This window comes from Pseudomonas sp. GW821-FHT10C09 (assembly GCF_059415465.1).
Map to the genome: position 1 here is coordinate 105,022 of NZ_JBWKNG010000016.1, position 15,576 is coordinate 120,597.

Annotated in this window: 16 protein-coding genes; 5 read left to right on the forward strand and 11 right to left on the reverse strand. The window is 61.5% G+C overall.

Going from position 1 to position 15,576, the window contains the following annotated elements; translation table 11 throughout:
• Positions 1-175 precede the first annotated feature (175 nt).
• Positions 176-1,228, forward strand: a complete 1,053-nt coding sequence (locus AC07N8_RS18135; protein WP_460152100.1) for an NAD(P)-dependent alcohol dehydrogenase — start codon at positions 176-178, stop codon at positions 1,226-1,228.
• Here AC07N8_RS18135 and AC07N8_RS18140 read toward each other — a convergent pair.
• From AC07N8_RS18140 to AC07N8_RS18165, 6 genes are all read right to left on the reverse strand, one after another.
• Entirely contained in the window at positions 1,225-2,028 is an 804-nt protein-coding gene (locus AC07N8_RS18140; protein ID WP_493145217.1) for an IclR family transcriptional regulator, read from the reverse strand. The genes AC07N8_RS18135 and AC07N8_RS18140 overlap by 4 nt on opposite strands.
• A gap of 60 nt (positions 2,029-2,088) precedes the next feature.
• Entirely contained in the window at positions 2,089-3,399 is a 1,311-nt protein-coding gene (locus tag AC07N8_RS18145; protein ID WP_483841334.1) for an MFS transporter, read from the reverse strand.
• Between the two features lie 190 nt (positions 3,400-3,589).
• Entirely contained in the window at positions 3,590-4,738 is a 1,149-nt protein-coding gene (dgoD, locus tag AC07N8_RS18150) for a galactonate dehydratase (RefSeq protein WP_007903915.1), read from the reverse strand.
• Positions 4,739-4,783: 45 nt separating this feature from the next.
• Complete coding sequence (locus AC07N8_RS18155; protein ID WP_027924069.1) at positions 4,784-5,404, reverse strand: 2-dehydro-3-deoxy-6-phosphogalactonate aldolase; 621 nt, start codon at positions 5,402-5,404, stop codon at positions 4,784-4,786.
• Positions 5,405-5,423: 19 nt separating this feature from the next.
• The gene (locus AC07N8_RS18160) at positions 5,424-6,416 is read right to left on the reverse strand and encodes a 2-dehydro-3-deoxygalactonokinase (protein WP_493145221.1); all 993 of its coding nucleotides are present in this window, start codon (positions 6,414-6,416) and stop codon (positions 5,424-5,426) included.
• A gap of 155 nt (positions 6,417-6,571) precedes the next feature.
• Positions 6,572-7,054, reverse strand: a complete 483-nt coding sequence (locus AC07N8_RS18165; RefSeq protein WP_493145222.1) for a GNAT family N-acetyltransferase — start codon at positions 7,052-7,054, stop codon at positions 6,572-6,574.
• 236 nt (positions 7,055-7,290) lie between these two features.
• Between AC07N8_RS18165 and AC07N8_RS18170 the strand changes: the two genes are divergently transcribed.
• The 4 genes from AC07N8_RS18170 to AC07N8_RS18185 all read left to right on the forward strand — a co-directional run bounded on the left by AC07N8_RS18170 (position 7,291) and on the right by AC07N8_RS18185 (position 9,983).
• Positions 7,291-7,944 (forward strand): HD domain-containing protein, encoded by a 654-nt coding sequence (locus AC07N8_RS18170; protein WP_493145224.1) that lies wholly within the window; start codon positions 7,291-7,293, stop codon positions 7,942-7,944.
• A 112-nt stretch (positions 7,945-8,056) separates the two neighbouring features.
• Positions 8,057-9,262, forward strand: coding sequence for an MFS transporter (locus tag AC07N8_RS18175; RefSeq protein WP_493145225.1), 1,206 nt, complete (start codon positions 8,057-8,059; stop codon positions 9,260-9,262).
• Between the two features lie 83 nt (positions 9,263-9,345).
• Positions 9,346-9,684 (forward strand): hypothetical protein, encoded by a 339-nt coding sequence (locus AC07N8_RS18180; RefSeq protein ID WP_483841338.1) that lies wholly within the window; start codon positions 9,346-9,348, stop codon positions 9,682-9,684.
• A gap of 44 nt (positions 9,685-9,728) precedes the next feature.
• Positions 9,729-9,983, forward strand: a complete 255-nt coding sequence (locus tag AC07N8_RS18185) for a hypothetical protein (protein ID WP_483841339.1) — start codon at positions 9,729-9,731, stop codon at positions 9,981-9,983.
• A 119-nt stretch (positions 9,984-10,102) separates the two neighbouring features.
• On the opposite strand, the gene AC07N8_RS18190 is transcribed toward AC07N8_RS18185, so the two are convergent.
• The 5 genes from AC07N8_RS18190 to araH all read right to left on the reverse strand — a co-directional run bounded on the left by AC07N8_RS18190 (position 10,103) and on the right by araH (position 15,576).
• Positions 10,103-11,032, reverse strand: coding sequence for a PfkB family carbohydrate kinase (locus AC07N8_RS18190; RefSeq protein WP_493145227.1), 930 nt, complete (start codon positions 11,030-11,032; stop codon positions 10,103-10,105).
• Positions 11,025-12,491 carry a purine-cytosine permease family protein gene (locus AC07N8_RS18195; protein ID WP_493145229.1) on the reverse strand — a complete coding sequence of 489 codons (1,467 nt, stop codon included), beginning with the start codon at positions 12,489-12,491 and terminating at the stop codon, positions 11,025-11,027. The genes AC07N8_RS18190 and AC07N8_RS18195 overlap by 8 nt, the downstream gene beginning before the upstream one ends.
• Before the next feature lie 211 nt (positions 12,492-12,702).
• Positions 12,703-13,701: an ADP-ribosylglycohydrolase family protein gene (locus AC07N8_RS18200; protein ID WP_493145231.1), complete on the reverse strand. Its 999-nt coding sequence runs from the start codon at positions 13,699-13,701 to the stop codon at positions 12,703-12,705.
• Positions 13,698-14,411 carry a GntR family transcriptional regulator gene (locus AC07N8_RS18205; protein WP_493145233.1) on the reverse strand — a complete coding sequence of 238 codons (714 nt, stop codon included), beginning with the start codon at positions 14,409-14,411 and terminating at the stop codon, positions 13,698-13,700. Before AC07N8_RS18205 ends, AC07N8_RS18200 begins: the two co-directional genes overlap by 4 nt.
• A gap of 196 nt (positions 14,412-14,607) precedes the next feature.
• Positions 14,608-15,576: an L-arabinose ABC transporter permease AraH gene (gene araH, locus AC07N8_RS18210; protein WP_483841459.1), complete on the reverse strand. Its 969-nt coding sequence runs from the start codon at positions 15,574-15,576 to the stop codon at positions 14,608-14,610.

The window sequence follows — 15,576 nt, forward strand, 5'->3', positions numbered from 1 at the left end:
AAATGTCGCGGAAAAAGGGATGAAAGCATCTTCGCAGGTCTGATCGCACATTTGATCAATCGCCCGTGGATGCCGGAGGAATAGGCATGACACCCGGAGGAATCGCCATGGCCGGTGCAAGGTGCGGCGCCCAGAATGCACCGCCTCACCTGTCACTGCTTTTGCGAGGTTCCTCATGTACACCGCCATCGGATACGCCGCCCAGTCGGCCACCACTCCCCTCGCCCCCGTAAAATTCGAACGCCGCAGCCCTCGGGCCGACGACGTGGCGATCGAAATTCTCTACTGCGGCGTCTGCCACTCCGACATCCACCAGGCCCGCAACGAATGGGGTATTGCCGTGTACCCGCTGATGCCCGGCCACGAGATCGTAGGGAAAGTCACCGCCATCGGCGCGAACGTCACCCAGCATAAAATCGGCGATCTGGTCGGCGTCGGTTGCATGGTCGATTCTTGCCGGAGCTGCGAAGCCTGCCAGTCCAACCTCGAGCAATATTGCCTCGAAGGTCCGACCATGACCTACGCCACGCCGGACCGGGTCGATGGCAGCAACACCATGGGCGGGTACTCCGACAGCATCGTGGTCAGCGAGCACTTTGTCGTACGCATCCCGGAAAAACTCGCGCTGGCCAGCGCCGCACCGATCCTCTGTGCCGGCATCACCACCTACTCGCCGCTCAAGCATTACGGGGTCAAGGCCGGTGACAAGGTCGGGATCCTCGGCATGGGCGGTCTCGGCCACATGGGCATCAAGTTCGCCAAGGCGATGGGCGCAGAAGTCACGCTGTTCACCCGCTCGGCGAGCAAGGCCGAAGAAGGTCGTCGCCAAGGTGCGGACCACGTAATAGTGTCCACCGATGCCGACCAGATGAAAGCCGCTGCCGGCTACTTCGACTTCCTGCTCGACACCATTCCGGTGCAGCACGACCTCAATCCGTACCTCGACACCCTGCGTTTCGACGGCGTACATATTCTGGTGGGCTTGATCGAACCGATCGATCCACCGGTCCACGCTGCCAAACTGGTGTTGGGCCGTCGTGTACTGGCTGGCTCGTTGATCGGCGGGATTGCCGAAACCCAGGAAGTGCTGGATTTCTGCGCCGAGCACAACATCACCTGCGACATCGAAATGCTCGACATCCGCCAGATCAACGAGGCTTACGCCCGCATGATCGCCGGTGACGTGAAGTATCGCTTCGTGATCGACATGGCGACGCTGAAGGTCTAAACCTTCGCGCCGAGTTCTGCCGAGAGCCGGGTTGTGACCCCTTTGATCAGGGGAATCAGCTCGGCCATTTTTTCCAGCGGCATGTAAGGCACGGTGCTGGCGATGCTGATGCCGGCGACGATGCGCTTGCTGGCATCACGGATCGGCGCCGCCACACAACGGATCGACGGTTCGTTGTCTTCCAGATCGAAGGCGTAGCCGCCTGCGACATACTCGACCATGCGCTGCTGAAACTGCTCCCAGGATTGCTCCGGGTGCTGCGGCCAAAACAGATTCTTCCCACCCGCCGGCAAGCTGACTTCGTACAGCCGCTGCCACTCTTCCTGCGAGTCATCGAGCATCAAGGCCTTGCCGATCCCGGTGCGGGCCAACGGCATGCGATGGCCGACTCGCGAACGCATTTCCGGGCCATTGCGCCCCGGATTCTTGTGCAGGTACAGCACCTCGTCGCCTTCACGAATCGCCAGGTGAATGGTGTCGCCGGTCAACGCCGACAACTCATCCAGATACGGCCCGGCCAGGGTCACCAGCGGCAATTCTTCGCGCGCCTGGAAACCCAGTTCAATCAGCTTCGGCCCCAACAGATAACCGACTTGCGGCACCACACGCAGGTAACGCTCGTCCACCAGGCAACTGGCCAGACGATGGGTGGTGCTGCGCGTCGTGCCGATCAGCCGGGCGATTTCCTTGAGGTCGCGGGCGCCGCTGGCCACGGCCTGCACCACACCCAGACCACGAAGCAGGGTCTGGGTGCCGGTCGGGGCGGCGTCCTTGGCGATTTTTGGGGCGTCTTCCTGCATATCCAGCCTTTACCGTTGAGCGAGTGAACGGGCGGCATTATGGTCGCCCGATGCCTGCCACTACAACTTGATACGCTCGACTTTGCCCACCAGCAAGATGTAGGAAAGTGCGCCGATCAATGCCAGAACCGAGATGTAGGTAATCGCCGGGGCAAACGAATCCCCGGTCGCCAGGAAACCGATGACGATCGGCGTGGTAATCGCCGACAGGTTGCCGATGAAGTTGAACACCCCGCCGGTCAGTCCCAGTAAACGCGCCGGTGCCAAGGTTGAAACCAGCGACCAGGTGATCGACGCCAACCCGTTGCCGAAGAACGCCAGTGCCAGGAACGCAATCACCAGCGGCGTCGACTCGACGAAGTTGGCGCCGATGATCGAGGTGGAAATCAGCAGGCCGCCAATGATCGGCAGCTTGCGGGCGAAACCCACCGTGTAGCCGCGACGGATCAGGAAGTCGGAGAAGAAGCCCGAACACAACACGCCGACGAAGGCGGCGAGAAACGGCAGCGACGCCAGCAGGCCAGACTTGATGAAGTCCATGCCGCGATATTTCACCAGATAGGTCGGGAACCACGTCAGGAAAAACCATAACGTCGAATTAAGGCAGAACTGGCCGAGGTAGATGCCCCACAACTTGCGTTTGGTCAGAACGATGCCGAGGTCGGTCCAGCTGAATTTCGCTTTGACTTTGGCTTGTTCGGCCTGGATATCCACCAACCCGCCGCCCTCGCGGATCAGGTCGATTTCAGCGTCGTTGGCGCCTTTGAAATCCCGGGGTTCGCGGTACACCGCGTACCAGATCACCGCCCACAGAATGCCCACCGCACCGGTGCTGACGAACACCATGTGCCAGCCGAACTCGTGCTGGAGCCAGGCCAGAACCGGCGTCAGGAAGGCCAGGCCGACAAACTGCCCGGAGGTGTAGAAGCCGATGGCCGTGGCGCGTTCGCGCTCGGGAAACCAGGTGGTGACCACGCGGCTGTTGATCGGGTACGCCGGGGCTTCCAAGGCACCGACCGCCATGCGCAAGACGAACAGTGCGATGAAGCTGCCGGCGAAACCGAGCATCACGGTGGCGATCGACCACAGCAGCAAGGCGACGCTGTAAAGGATGCGCGGCGGCACACGGTCCACCAGCCAGCCGCCGGGAATCTGCATGGCGGCGTAAGTCCAGCCGAACGCCGAGAAGATCAGCCCGACATGGATCGGGTCGATACCCAGTTCGCTGGTCAGCGCCGGGGCGGCGATGGAGAGGTTGCTGCGGTCGAGGTAGTTGATCACCACGGTGATGAACAGCAGGACCATGATGAAAAATCGCTTGCGACTGGGCGTCACCAACGACGCTTGCCCGGTGAGGGTTTGCGGTTGCATGAGGAGTGCCTCTTCTTATGTTTATTGAGGTCAATGTGAAACGCAGATCTCGCTAACCATGGAGATCAAACTGTGGGAGCGAGCCTGCTCGCGAAAGCGTTCTGGCAGTCACATCAAGGTTGGATGTGCCGCCGTCTTCGCGAGCAGGCTCGCTCCCACAGGGGTTATGTGTTGTTGAGTCGGATAGCTCTTACCACTCAGCAAAACTGCCATCGGCATGGCGCCAGATCGGGTTGCGCCAGCGGTGGCCGACCGCTGCGCGTTCGATCACGTATTCCTCGTTGATCTCGATGCCCAACCCCGGGCCATTCGGGATCTTCACGAAGCCTTTGTCGTAATCGAACACCCGCGGATCTTTCACGTAATCGAGCAGGTCATTGCTCTCGTTGTAGTGGATGCCCAGGCTCTGTTCCTGGATGAACGCGTTGTAGCAAACCGCGTCCAGTTGCAGGCACGCCGCCAGCGCAATCGGTCCCAACGGGCAATGCAGCGCCAGCGCCACGTCGTAGGCTTCGGCCATGTTGGCGATCTTGCGGGTTTCGGTGATGCCGCCGGCGTGGGACGCATCCGGCTGAATGATGTCGACGTAACCCTCGCTCAGTACACGCTTGAAATCCCAGCGCGAGAACAGCCGCTCACCGAGGGCAATCGGGGTGCTGGTCAGCGGCGCCAATTCCTTCAGCGCCTCGTAGTTTTCGCTGAGCACCGGCTCTTCGATGAACATCAGTTTGTACGGATCAAGTTCCTTCATCAGCACCTTGGCCATCGGCTTGTGCACCCGGCCATGGAAGTCGACGCCGATGCCGACGTTCGGCCCGACCGCGTCACGCACGGCGGCGACGTTGGCCAGGGCCAGGTCGACTTTCTCGAAGGAATCGAGGAATTGCAGTTCTTCGGTGCCGTTCATTTTCACCGCAGTGAAACCACGGGAGACCGCTTCTTTCGCCGCACGCGCGGTGTCTGCCGGGCGGTCGCCGCCGATCCACGAATACACTCGAATCTTGTCGCGCACCTGGCCACCGAGCAGATCGCTGACCGACACGCCCAGAGCCTTGCCCTTGATGTCCCACAACGCCTGATCGATACCGGCCAGCGCGCTCATGTGGATCGCGCCACCCCGATAGAAGCCGCCGCGATAGAGCACGGTCCAGATGTCTTCGATGTTGCGTGGGTCCTTGCCGATCAGGTAGTCGGACAATTCTTCAACGGCAGCCGCCACGGTGTGGGCGCGACCTTCAACCACAGGCTCGCCCCAACCCGTCACGCCCTCATCGGTTTCGACTTTGAGGAAGCACCAGCGTGGCGGAACGATGAAGGTGGTCAGTTTGGTGATTTTCATTTTCTTCTCTCTTATTAGAGGCAGCGCTCACAGCGCCAAAAAGTCTTAGCGAAGGGCTTTCCAGGCAGCCACGTAGGCCTTGGCATTGACGGCCACGTCCTCTGGGGTCATTCCCGGTTTGAACAAGCCGGAACCGAGACCGAAACCTTTGACGCCCGCGTCGATAAACACCTGCATGTTGTCCGGCGTGATCCCGCCGACCGGCGCCAGAATGGTCCCGGCCGGCAACACCGCAAGCCAGGCTTTGACGACCGCAGGGCCCATCTGCTCGGCGGGGAACATCTTCAGCACGTCGGCGCCTTCGGCCAGCGCGGCGAATGCTTCGGTCGGTGTCGCCACACCCGGCGACAGGAACAACCCCGCCGCTTTCGCTGCCCGCAGCACTTTCGGATCGCTGTGCGGCATGACGATCACTTGGCCGCCAGCGGCTTTCACCTGCTCGACCTGCTCCGGCGTCAGCACCGTGCCGGCACCGATCAGGCAATCGGCGGGCAAGGTGCTGCGCAGGATGCGGATGCTTTCGTACGGTTCAGGGGAGTTGAGCGGCACTTCGATGACGCGAAATCCGGCGGCGTACAGGACTTCGCCGATGGCCGCCGCTTCTTCCGGGCGCAGGCCACGCAGGATCGCGATCAGGCCGTTTTGCGCCAAGGCGTGTTTGAGCATGTCAGACCTCCAGTCAGGTTTAACGGGATGGGTTGGAAGTGATCAGTCCGGCGGCGAGCGCCAACTGCCACAACCCGCGTTCGGTGGCTTGTTCGGCCAGCGTCACCCGGGCAAATCCGCAGGCGTCGAGGGCCCGGCTGTAACGGGCACAGAGTTGGGCATTACCGATGAGGATGATCGAAGGCAGGTGCACGCTGTTGCGCCGACGCCGCTGGGCCGTCGCCAGCGCCGCCAGCTCATGACCGATCAACAAGCCCGACAAATAATCCGTCTGGGCCGTGGCGCTCAGTTCGCCGGTCAGCCCGAGGCTGCGGGCACTGAACACCGTCGACAGCGGGCCGATCTCGCCGTCCGCCGACAACGCCACTTGCACCCCACGATCAAAAGCCTGGCCATCGAAGGACGCGCCTTGCTGCTGGGTGCGCCCCAGAATGCTGTGTTCGCTGAGCACGGCGAAGATTTCGCCGGTCATAAAGGTATCGAAATGCACGATGCAGCCGTCGGCCACTTCCACCCATTTCGAATGACTGCCCGGCAGGCCGATCAACAGATCGATGCCCGCCTCGCCCTGAAGATTTTGCAGAACGCCCAGCACCTGGGTTTCTTCGCCACGCATGACGTTCGGCAAACGCGAACGCTGAATCACACCCGGCACGATGTGCACATCGACACCGCGAAGGCTGCGTACTGTTTGTAGGGACGTTCCGAGAGTGGCGACGTTCGCCGGTGTATCGCGGTAAGCCGCTTCACGCCAACCCTGAGCGCTGCCGACCATACCGCAGGCAATCACCGGCAAATCCGGCTGCGCGTCGAGCCAGTCACCGCACGCCTCATCAAAGGCCAGTTCAAAACCGTCGGCGCATTCCTGACCGTTAATGAGTCGCGGCGTCCGCGGCAGCTGCATGATCCCCGACGACAGCGAACGCTGTTCGAGTACCTGGCCACCCGCGGCGAGTTTGTAAGCACGTAATGAGGTTGTCCCCCAATCGAGCGCGATCAATTGCGCCAGCATCGCTTCACCTGTTTTGTTTATTGGCAGTGAGTGAGCAGGACTATAAACCCGGAAGCGGGACAATCTCAATATATAAATATCACTCCCACATATTGGGATGAATGCAAAAAAATCGCAGCTCATGGCTGCGACCTTTTAACCGACAAGGCTGACGATCAATGGCCCTCGGCAAACTCGCGCAACACCTTCCCATCCATCCGATACCGCACCCACTCTTCCTGCGGCTGCGCACCCAGCGATTTATAAAACTCGATCGCCGGTTTGTTCCAGTCCAGCACGCTCCACTCAAACCGTCCGCAATCGTTGGCGCAGGCGATTTTCGCCAGGTGGCGCAGCAAGGTTTTACCCGCGCCGCCGCCGCGTTGTTCGGGGGTGATGTAGAGGTCTTCGAGGTACAGGCAATTGCTGCCAAGCCACGTGGAATAGCTGAAGAAGAATACGGCGAAGCCGATCGGCAGGCCGTTGCGCAGGCAGATCAGGCCGTGGGCGGTGGCGCCTTCGCTGAACAGGCTGCGCTCGATGTCGGCGACGCTGGCGATGACTTCGTGGCGGGCACGTTCGTAGTCGGCCAGTTCAGTGATGAACCCGAGGATTTGCGGTGCATCGCTGGGGGTCGCCGGGCGGATCTCGATCGTCATGGGGACGTGCCTTCGTCAAAGGTTGAAAACGCCATACTAAGTTGCCACGCTGCGTCCGTCACATAAGAAAACGCTGTGGCGAGGGAGCTTGCTCCCGCTCGACTGCGCAGCAGGCGTAAAACTGGCAACCCGGATTTAACTGAAATAACTTTGCGTTCGGGTTGGGGCTGCTTCGCAACCCAGTGGGAGCAAGCTCCCTCGCCACAAAAAAAACGTGTTCACTTCAAAGGACTGTCATGACAATTGATGCATTCGCGCCTCTGCAAACCCTCGCCGCTGACTTGCTGCCCCACGCGCTGGAACCCTCAGAAGACGGTGCCCATGACCTGTCGCACTTGCAGCGGGTCTGGCACAACGCGCGCACGATTCACGCGCAGGAAGGCGGCGATCTTGAGGTGTTGCTCGCGGCGGTGCTGTTGCATGATTGCGTGTCGGTGGAGAAGAACTCGCCGCTGCGTTCGCAGGCATCACGACTGGCTGCCGAGAAGGCGTCCGCCGTGTTGGCCGACCTGAATTGGTCGGGCGCCAACATCAGCGCAGTGGTCCACGCCATTGAAGCTCACAGCTTCTCCGCCAACATTCCCGCTGCATCGCTCGAAGCGAAAATCTTGCAGGACGCCGACCGTCTCGATTCCCTCGGCCTGCTCGGTGTCGCGCGCACGTTCTACGTTGCCGGGCGCATGGGCAGCGCGTTGTACGACCCGCTGGACCCAGAGGCGCAGCACCGCGACTACGACGACAAACGCTTTTGCCTCGATCACTTCCAGACCAAGCTGCTGCACCTCGCGGACGGTTTCCAGACCCCAACCGGTCGAGGTCTAGCGCAGATCAGGCATGAGCGCCTGAAGGGTTTCATGGAGCAGTTCAAGGAAGAGATCGGCGTCTGCTGAAGGTGATACTCCGGCCAGCGCTAACCCTGAAATCGGTAACCACAGACCTAACATCGGCGCCCTCCGTGATAGATAGATAACGCTCACGTCTATCGGGTCAAGGAACCGCGTCATGTCCAGCGCAACACCTCCAGTCTCCAGCCGGTTGTTCGGCCTGTTTTGCCTCGCCAGCTATTTGCTGTCGCTGTCCTATGGCGCGACCTTTTTATTGTCGTTGCTGATCGGCTCACGCGGCGGCAATGAACACGATGCCGGCAGTGTGATTTCGGCCGCGATGCTCAGCACCTTCGCCGCAGTGATCGTCTCCGGGCATTTGTCCGACTTGCTCGGTGCTGCGCGTTCGATTGCCTTGTTCGGTGTCTTGCTGGTGGCGGCCAGCCTTGGCTTCGCCCTGACCCCGGGCTTCGGCAATTTGCTGCTGTTTTTCGGACTGTTGCTGGGACTGGGTTGGGGCGTGTTCTACACCCTCGGGCCGATCATCGTGGCCAGCCTGGTGACGCCGGCCCAACGTGCCAAATACTTTGCGTTGCTGTCGGGCAGCATGATGACCGGGATCGGCAGCGGCCCCTTGCTGGGCCGTGCCGCCAGTGCCCTTGGTTATCCGGTGACCGCGGCGTTTTACCTAGCCGCGCTGGCCGGCCTGATCGGCGTTTTACTGTTCTGGCGACTGGATGCACAGCTCAAGAAAACGCCCGCGCCCGCCACCTCGGTCGCGCGGATTTCCTGGCGCGCAACGGCTCAAGTGCTGTCGTCCCGCGCCGTGTTCCCGATCCTCATGGTCGGTCTCGGCGGGTGTGTATTCGGCGGTCTGTCGAGCTTCCAGACCAGTTACGCCGCATCCCGTTCGCTGGACTACTCGCTGTTCTTTTTCGGCTTCATGGGCGCGGCGATCAGCAGCCGTATGCTGATTGCCGGCATCGTGGTCAAGCGCGATCCGTTCCGCGCCTCCTGCCTGTTGTCGGGCCTGATGATGGGCTCGATTGTGCTGTTTGGTTTCGTGGTCGACAGCGGGTTCAGCTATGTACTGGCGGCCGTGATGCTCGGCGTCGGATACGGGCTGACCTATTCAGTGATCAATGGCCTGGCGGCCAACGAAGCGCCGCACGGCACCACCTCGCAAGCCTTGCTGTTGTTCAGCCTCGCCTACTTCATCGGCGTGTTTGGTTTCCCCTTGCTGGCGGGGAAAATCATCGTTGAACACGGAATGCCGGCGCTGCTGCTGACCGTGTTGGCCGTGGCTGTCCTGAACTGGCTGATCACCGTGGGCCGGTTGATCTGGCGGCGTGTTGCGCCGGCTAAAGCCGTGCAGCAGGCCTAGACCGTTCGTCGCTCATCAGGCACCAATGCAAATCGCGGGCGGACCAACATCAGGTAAGGACTCTATTAAACGGAGACGATGCCATGTTCATGTCCAGGTTGACCGCCCTCGCCCTCACCACGCTGCTGTCCTCTGCCGCATTCGCCGCGACACTCGCTGAAGGAACCGGCCCGACCAACCCGGTCGAGGGCCCGAAAGCGCCCGCCATCCAGAGCGCACCCGGCATGAACACCGACGGCTCCGGCATCGATAACAGCCTGCCGCCCTCCACGGGCACTGACCCACGGACTCAGGGTAACGACGCTGGTCGTCAAGGCGGACTGAACCAGCCGGACACCCGCACACCCGATAACGCCGGCAGCGGCATCGGCTCGAAAACCACCACCGGTGGCTCGGGTTCCGAGGGCGGTGCCAATCAATAGCTCGCCGACGCGAGCAACCTCTCCACACCCATCAAGAGGTAAACATGAACGACGATAACAACCTGGAAAAAGAAGTCCTGACCCGCCTGTTGCACGCCCACCCAAGTGGCTTGGGCAAGGAGGTCCTGGACAATTATCGCGGGGAGAAAGTCGTGGCCAGCGCCCTCGCCGCCCTGCAGGACCGCGGGCTGATTCAACACGGCCATGTGACGTGCAACGAGGCGGGTGAGCACTCGTTGAACCTGCCGATCAAACTGAGTGCGGCGGGTGTCGAGGCGGCGCGCAGGCTGGATAGCTGAGCAACGGTCAGGATTGTTGCTGAATTGACTGGCCCCTTCGCGAGCAGGCTCGTTTCCACAGGGATTTACGTCGTACACAGATCCAATGTGGGAGCGAGCCTGCTCGCGAAGGCTATCGTTCAGACGCCATCAATCTCACGGATCAACGCATCCACCTCAGCACTCCCCGGTGAAGTCGCCGGCCCCCAACGAGTGACGGCCAACGCTGCCGCTGCATTCGCCCGCCGTGCCGCCTCAATCGCCGACAACCCATGCGCCAGCCCAGCCACAAACACCCCGGCATGCGCATCACCCGCGCCGTTGCTGTCCACCGCCGCCACCTTGAAACCGGGCACGTGCTGGCGCTCGCCACGCTGGCTGATCCAGCACCCTTGCGGGCCATCGCGCACCACCATCAACACTTCGGCGGGCAAGTGATCAACCAAGCGATCCAGCGCCTCGGCAATGTCCGATGCACCGGTAAATCGCAGCACCTCGACACTGTTGCTGGTCCAGATATCGATGCGCGCCAGCAAGGCTTGTATCAAGGGCTCATCTGGCGAATCCACCAGCGGTCCCGGATCGAACACCACGTTGATGCCTTTCGGCAGTTCCAGAACCCAATCCAACAGAGCTTGCGCCTTGCCGACCTGCAGCAGGCTGTAGCCACTGACGTAGACATAGTCGCCCGCCTCGGCCGGCACGCTGGCCAGGTCCTCGGCGGTCACTTCACCCTCGGCACCGATGTAGGAAATGAAACTGCGTTCGGCCGAAGCATCCGTTACCGCCACGCACAAACCTGTGTCCCGTTCTGCGGGATGGGCGATGCCGATCCGGATGCCTTCCGCCCGCATCGCCTCCCGCGCCAGATCGCCGAAACGCCCGGTGCCATGGCGTCCGAGATAGACCACGGGCAAACCATTACGTTGGGCCGCGGCCATCACATTAAAGCCACCGCCGGCTTCGAAACTGGCGGACTTCGCCAGCACGTCGCCGCCGGTTTGCGGCAATTTATCCACGGCCATGACCAGGTCGATGATGACCTGGCCGGTGTGCAGCAAATTAGGCATGAGCATTCTCGGTCATGGCGGCGCGGCGATCCTTGGCGCCACCGAGTACACAATAAATCCCCCCTGCCACCAGGAACGTGACGATCCAGCCCAGGCCGTTGTGGCCCAGCCACGAGTCGGAGAGGAAGCCACGGAACCACACCGTCTGTTCGGTGGTGCCGATGGTGGTGAAACTGAAACCCAGTACGATCGCCACCGCCCACGCACCGAAGGCGCGCCATTCGATACCGCCGCTGTACCAGTAAGCGCTGCTCGGGCTGACGTCCAGCAAGTCTTTGGGGCTGTAGTAATGACGGTGAATCAGGTCGACGACAAAGATCCCGACCCACGCGGTAATCGGCACCGCCAGCAAGGAAATGAAGGTAATGAACGGGCCGTAGAAGCTGTCGGCGATCAGCATGAAATAGATCGAACCGGCGAAGATCGCGACGATGTCCACCACCACCGCGTACACGCGCTTCACCTTCAAACCGAGGGTCAACGTGGTCAGGCCGGCCGAATACACCGACAGGTTATTCGACAGCAGCAAGCCGCCGAACGCGGTGATCAGGTACGGCACGGCCATCCAGGTCGGCAGCATGTCGCGGATCGCGATGATCGGATCGGTGGCGGAAGCCAGGTCGTTATTACCCACCGACAGCAAGCCGCCGAGGGTGATCAGCAACACCAGTGGAATCCCCGCGCCGAACGCTGCCGACGCCACGAGGCGCACGGCTTTGACGCTGCGATGCTGATAACGCGACATGTCCGCACCGGCGTTGGCCCAACCGATTCCGGTGCCGGCGGCCATGGTGCCAACGCCGATGATCATTGCGCTCAACGGTGCAGGCGTGGCGTTGAACACGGCGCTCCAGTCGATGGTGGCGCAGAGGAAACCGCCGACCACAATGTTCAGCGCGCCGAACACATAGGTCGCCCACTTCTGAATCACCAGCAGCGTGGCGTGACCGAGGCCGGACACCGACAACGTCAGCAACACGAAAATCGCGATAAACAGCAACGTCAGGACCGGCGCGCTTTTGGCTTCTACGGGCGATCCGAACAGGATCGAGCATAGCGACAACAACACGAACGCGGCGGTGGTGGTGTTGACGGTTTCCCAGCCTAGGCGCGACATCAGCGACACCAAGGTCGGGCCGATGTTGCCGCGTACACCGAAGATCGCGCGCGACAGCGTCAGGCTCGGCGCACGGCCACGACGACCGGCGATGGAGATGATCCCGACCACCGCGAAGGAACCGGCGGCACCGAGGATCGCAACGATGATTGCCTGCCAGATCGCCAGGCCACGAAACGCCACCAGCGTGGCGCCCAGCGGCAGGCCGAGGATGGAAATGTTGGCGGCGAACCATACCCAGAACAGTTGCAGCGGATGCCCGTTGCACTCCGCTTCCGGCACCGGTTCGATGCCGCGTGTTTCCAGTTGCCCGGCACTTTGCCCGGCGGTTGACGAACTCATGAAAATACTCCTGTTGCCATTTTTGTGGTTGTGGGCAATTGCGGAAGTCGAGACTAGATCCCGGCTGTCCTGGCCGTTTTCGTGCAATCCGTTGCGGGTGAATAACTTGAATAAGCGGTGCGGCCTTCGCGAGCAGGCTCGCTCCCACACGGGATTTATGCCGGACGCGAAACCTGTGGGAGCGAGCCTGCTCGCGAAGGCGTCACCCCAGTCAACGCAAAGCCAACAGCCCTTGCACCAACGGCTCCAGCTCCAGGCCATTAACCGCCTTGACCTTGTCGATCATCGCCACCGGCCAACTCTCAAGGCCCAGGCAGGCCCCCAGCATCGCGCCGAGAATCGCCGCAATCGTATCGGTGTCACCGCCCAATCCCGCAGCCATGCACACCGCTTCGAAGGCACTCATTTCGCCGATGGCCACTTGCTGCGCCAGGGCAAACGAGACCACCACCGATTCCTGCGAGGCCACCGAGGTGCCGATCACGTCGTACATCAGATCCGCCAGCAGCGCCTTGTCGCTGTCGACACTGATGCTGCGCGCCCAGCTGATGCGCGAGGCAATCCGCCCGCCCGCCATCCAGTGACCATGTCCTTCGGCTTGCTGCGCGATGTGCTGGCCGAGGTTCAGCGCCTCGCCCAAATCCATGCCATTGATCCCGGCGGAAACCACCGCCGCCACCGCCGCCGCGCTGGAGATGCCCAGCGTGGTGTTGTGGGTGACCTGACAGGCTTGCACCACCGCTTTGATGAACCGCTCAGGATTGGCGACATCGGCTGCAATGCCCACCGGCGTAATGCGCATTGCCGCGCCATTGGTGGTGCCGTAACGCCCCGCCTCTTCCGGCGAATGCCCGGCGAGGATCATCTCGATCGCCCGTTTGGTCGAAGGCCCGAGCAAGTCCTGCGAGCCCTTGGCCTGCATCTCGGCTTCCCATTCGATCAACCGTTGCGCCAGTACCGACGGATCGATCCAGCCTTCGCCTTCGATCAGCAACTGCCCGACCAGAATCGCCTGTTCGGTGTCGTCGGTGATCGAGCCCTTGGGCATGTTGGCGGCGATCGGTTGATCGGGGCCGGCGTCTTCCAGATCGTTGATTTCGCCGAAGCGCGCCTTGATCTCGGCACGGCTCAGGGATTGGGTCGGCATGCCCAGCGCATCGCCCAGGGCCAGTCCGTAGAACGCGCCCAGGGCACGATTGAGCGCGGTCATTTCGGGGTTCCAAATTGCAGGTGCAGGCGAAAATGTACGGGGTCGAGCAAGCTTTCGACTTGCTCCATGAAGCGGTTTTGCCGGTCGTAGGTGGTCCGCAGGGCCTTGAGGAATACGGTGCCCACAGGACGGCCCAACAATTCGGCGTCTTCGGCATTCAGGGGTTCGGCACCGATCCATTGATCGCCGCGTTCGCCGATGTAGCCGTAAGCGGCCAGGGTGATGGTCAGGGAATTGTCGATCAGACCAACGCGCGGCAGGCTTTCCAGGCCACCGGTCGCGGGCATCAATGAGCGTTCGAGGGAGACCAGCGTGCCGTCGTTGGAGCGGCGACGCCGGTCGAGGGTGATGAATTGGTCGGTGCCGAAACGCGGCATCAGGTCCGCACGCGTCACCGCTTCCAGCCGCAGCACTTCGGTATTGACCAGCGCTCCGCTGTCGGCCAGCGCCTGGGCCCAACCGCTGCGCTGATCGAGCACCACGCCGTCGAAGGTGACGATGGAACCGACACCGCTTTGCGTCGCGATGTAGTTGCGCCGTTTCAACTCGGCCAGTGCTTCACGCAGCGTTCCTCGGCTGACTTTGAATTCTTGAGCCAACTGATGCTCGCCCGGCAGCAGAAAGCCGTCCTCCATGAGGCCGCTTTCAATGCGCCGGATGAGTTCGTCGACCACCCGTTGTTTCTTGTCAAATCGTACCTGTCTAATCATGTACAAAGTGATAACCGAAACGGGTCGATGCGGGCAAGGGATATTTAGGGTAAGTGACGGAAGGATGTACAACTGTGGCGAGGGAGCTTGCTCCCGCTCGAGTGCGCAGCACTCGCAAAATCCTCGATCAAAGTAGAGATTTCGGGGCCGTTACGCAGCCCAGCGGGAGCAAGCTCCCTCGCCACAAAAGCGGGGGTTAGCGCTGCTTCAAGCGGTCGATGACGACAGCCAGCAGCAAGATCGAACCACGAATCACATACTGGTAGAACGTGTCGATGTTCTTCAGGTTCATCGCATTTTCAATAATCGCCAGAATCAACACCCCGGCAATTACATGCCGGATCATGCCGATCCCGCCGCTCAACGACACCCCGCCCAGTACGCAGGCCGAGATCACCGTCAGCTCGAAACCCTGGCCAATCATCGGCTGCCCGGAAGTCATGCGCGACGCCAGGATCACGCCGGCCAGTGCGCCGATCACGCCATGCACGGCGAAGATGAGGATCTTGGTCCGGTCGACATTCACCCCGGCCAGCAACGCCGCTTCCTGGTTGCCACCGATGGCCATGGTGTTGCGCCCGTAGGTCGTGTAGTTCAGCAGCCAGCCGAAAAACAGGAAGCAGACGATGGTGATCAGGATCGGCACCGGCACGCCAAACAACTGGCCGTTACCGAAGACGAAGAACTGCTCTTGCGAGACGCCGACCGCTTTGCCGTTGGCAAAGATGTACGCCAGACCGCGAACGATCTGCATGGTCGCCAGCGTGGTGATCAACGCGTTGACCCGCAGCTTGGCAATCACGATCCCGTTGATCAGCCCGACAATCAGGCCCATGAACAGCGCTGCCGCCACCCCGAGAAAGACGCTGTCGGTGTCGCGCATCACCACCGCCGCGACCACGCCGGCGCAGGCAATCACCGAGCCCACGGACAAATCGAAATGCCCGGACGCCAGGCAATACAACATGGTGCACGCGGCGATGCCGGTGGTGGAAATTGCCAGGCCCAGGCCACGCATGTTCAGTGGCGAGAGGAAGTTGTCGATCAGCAAGGTGCAGAGCACGAAGATCCCGACGGCTGCCAACAGCATCACCCAGTCATCGAGAAAGCGCCGCAGGTCCAGGGGTTTGCGCTCGGTAGGCAGCGCGTTGTTTTGGGTTGTCAT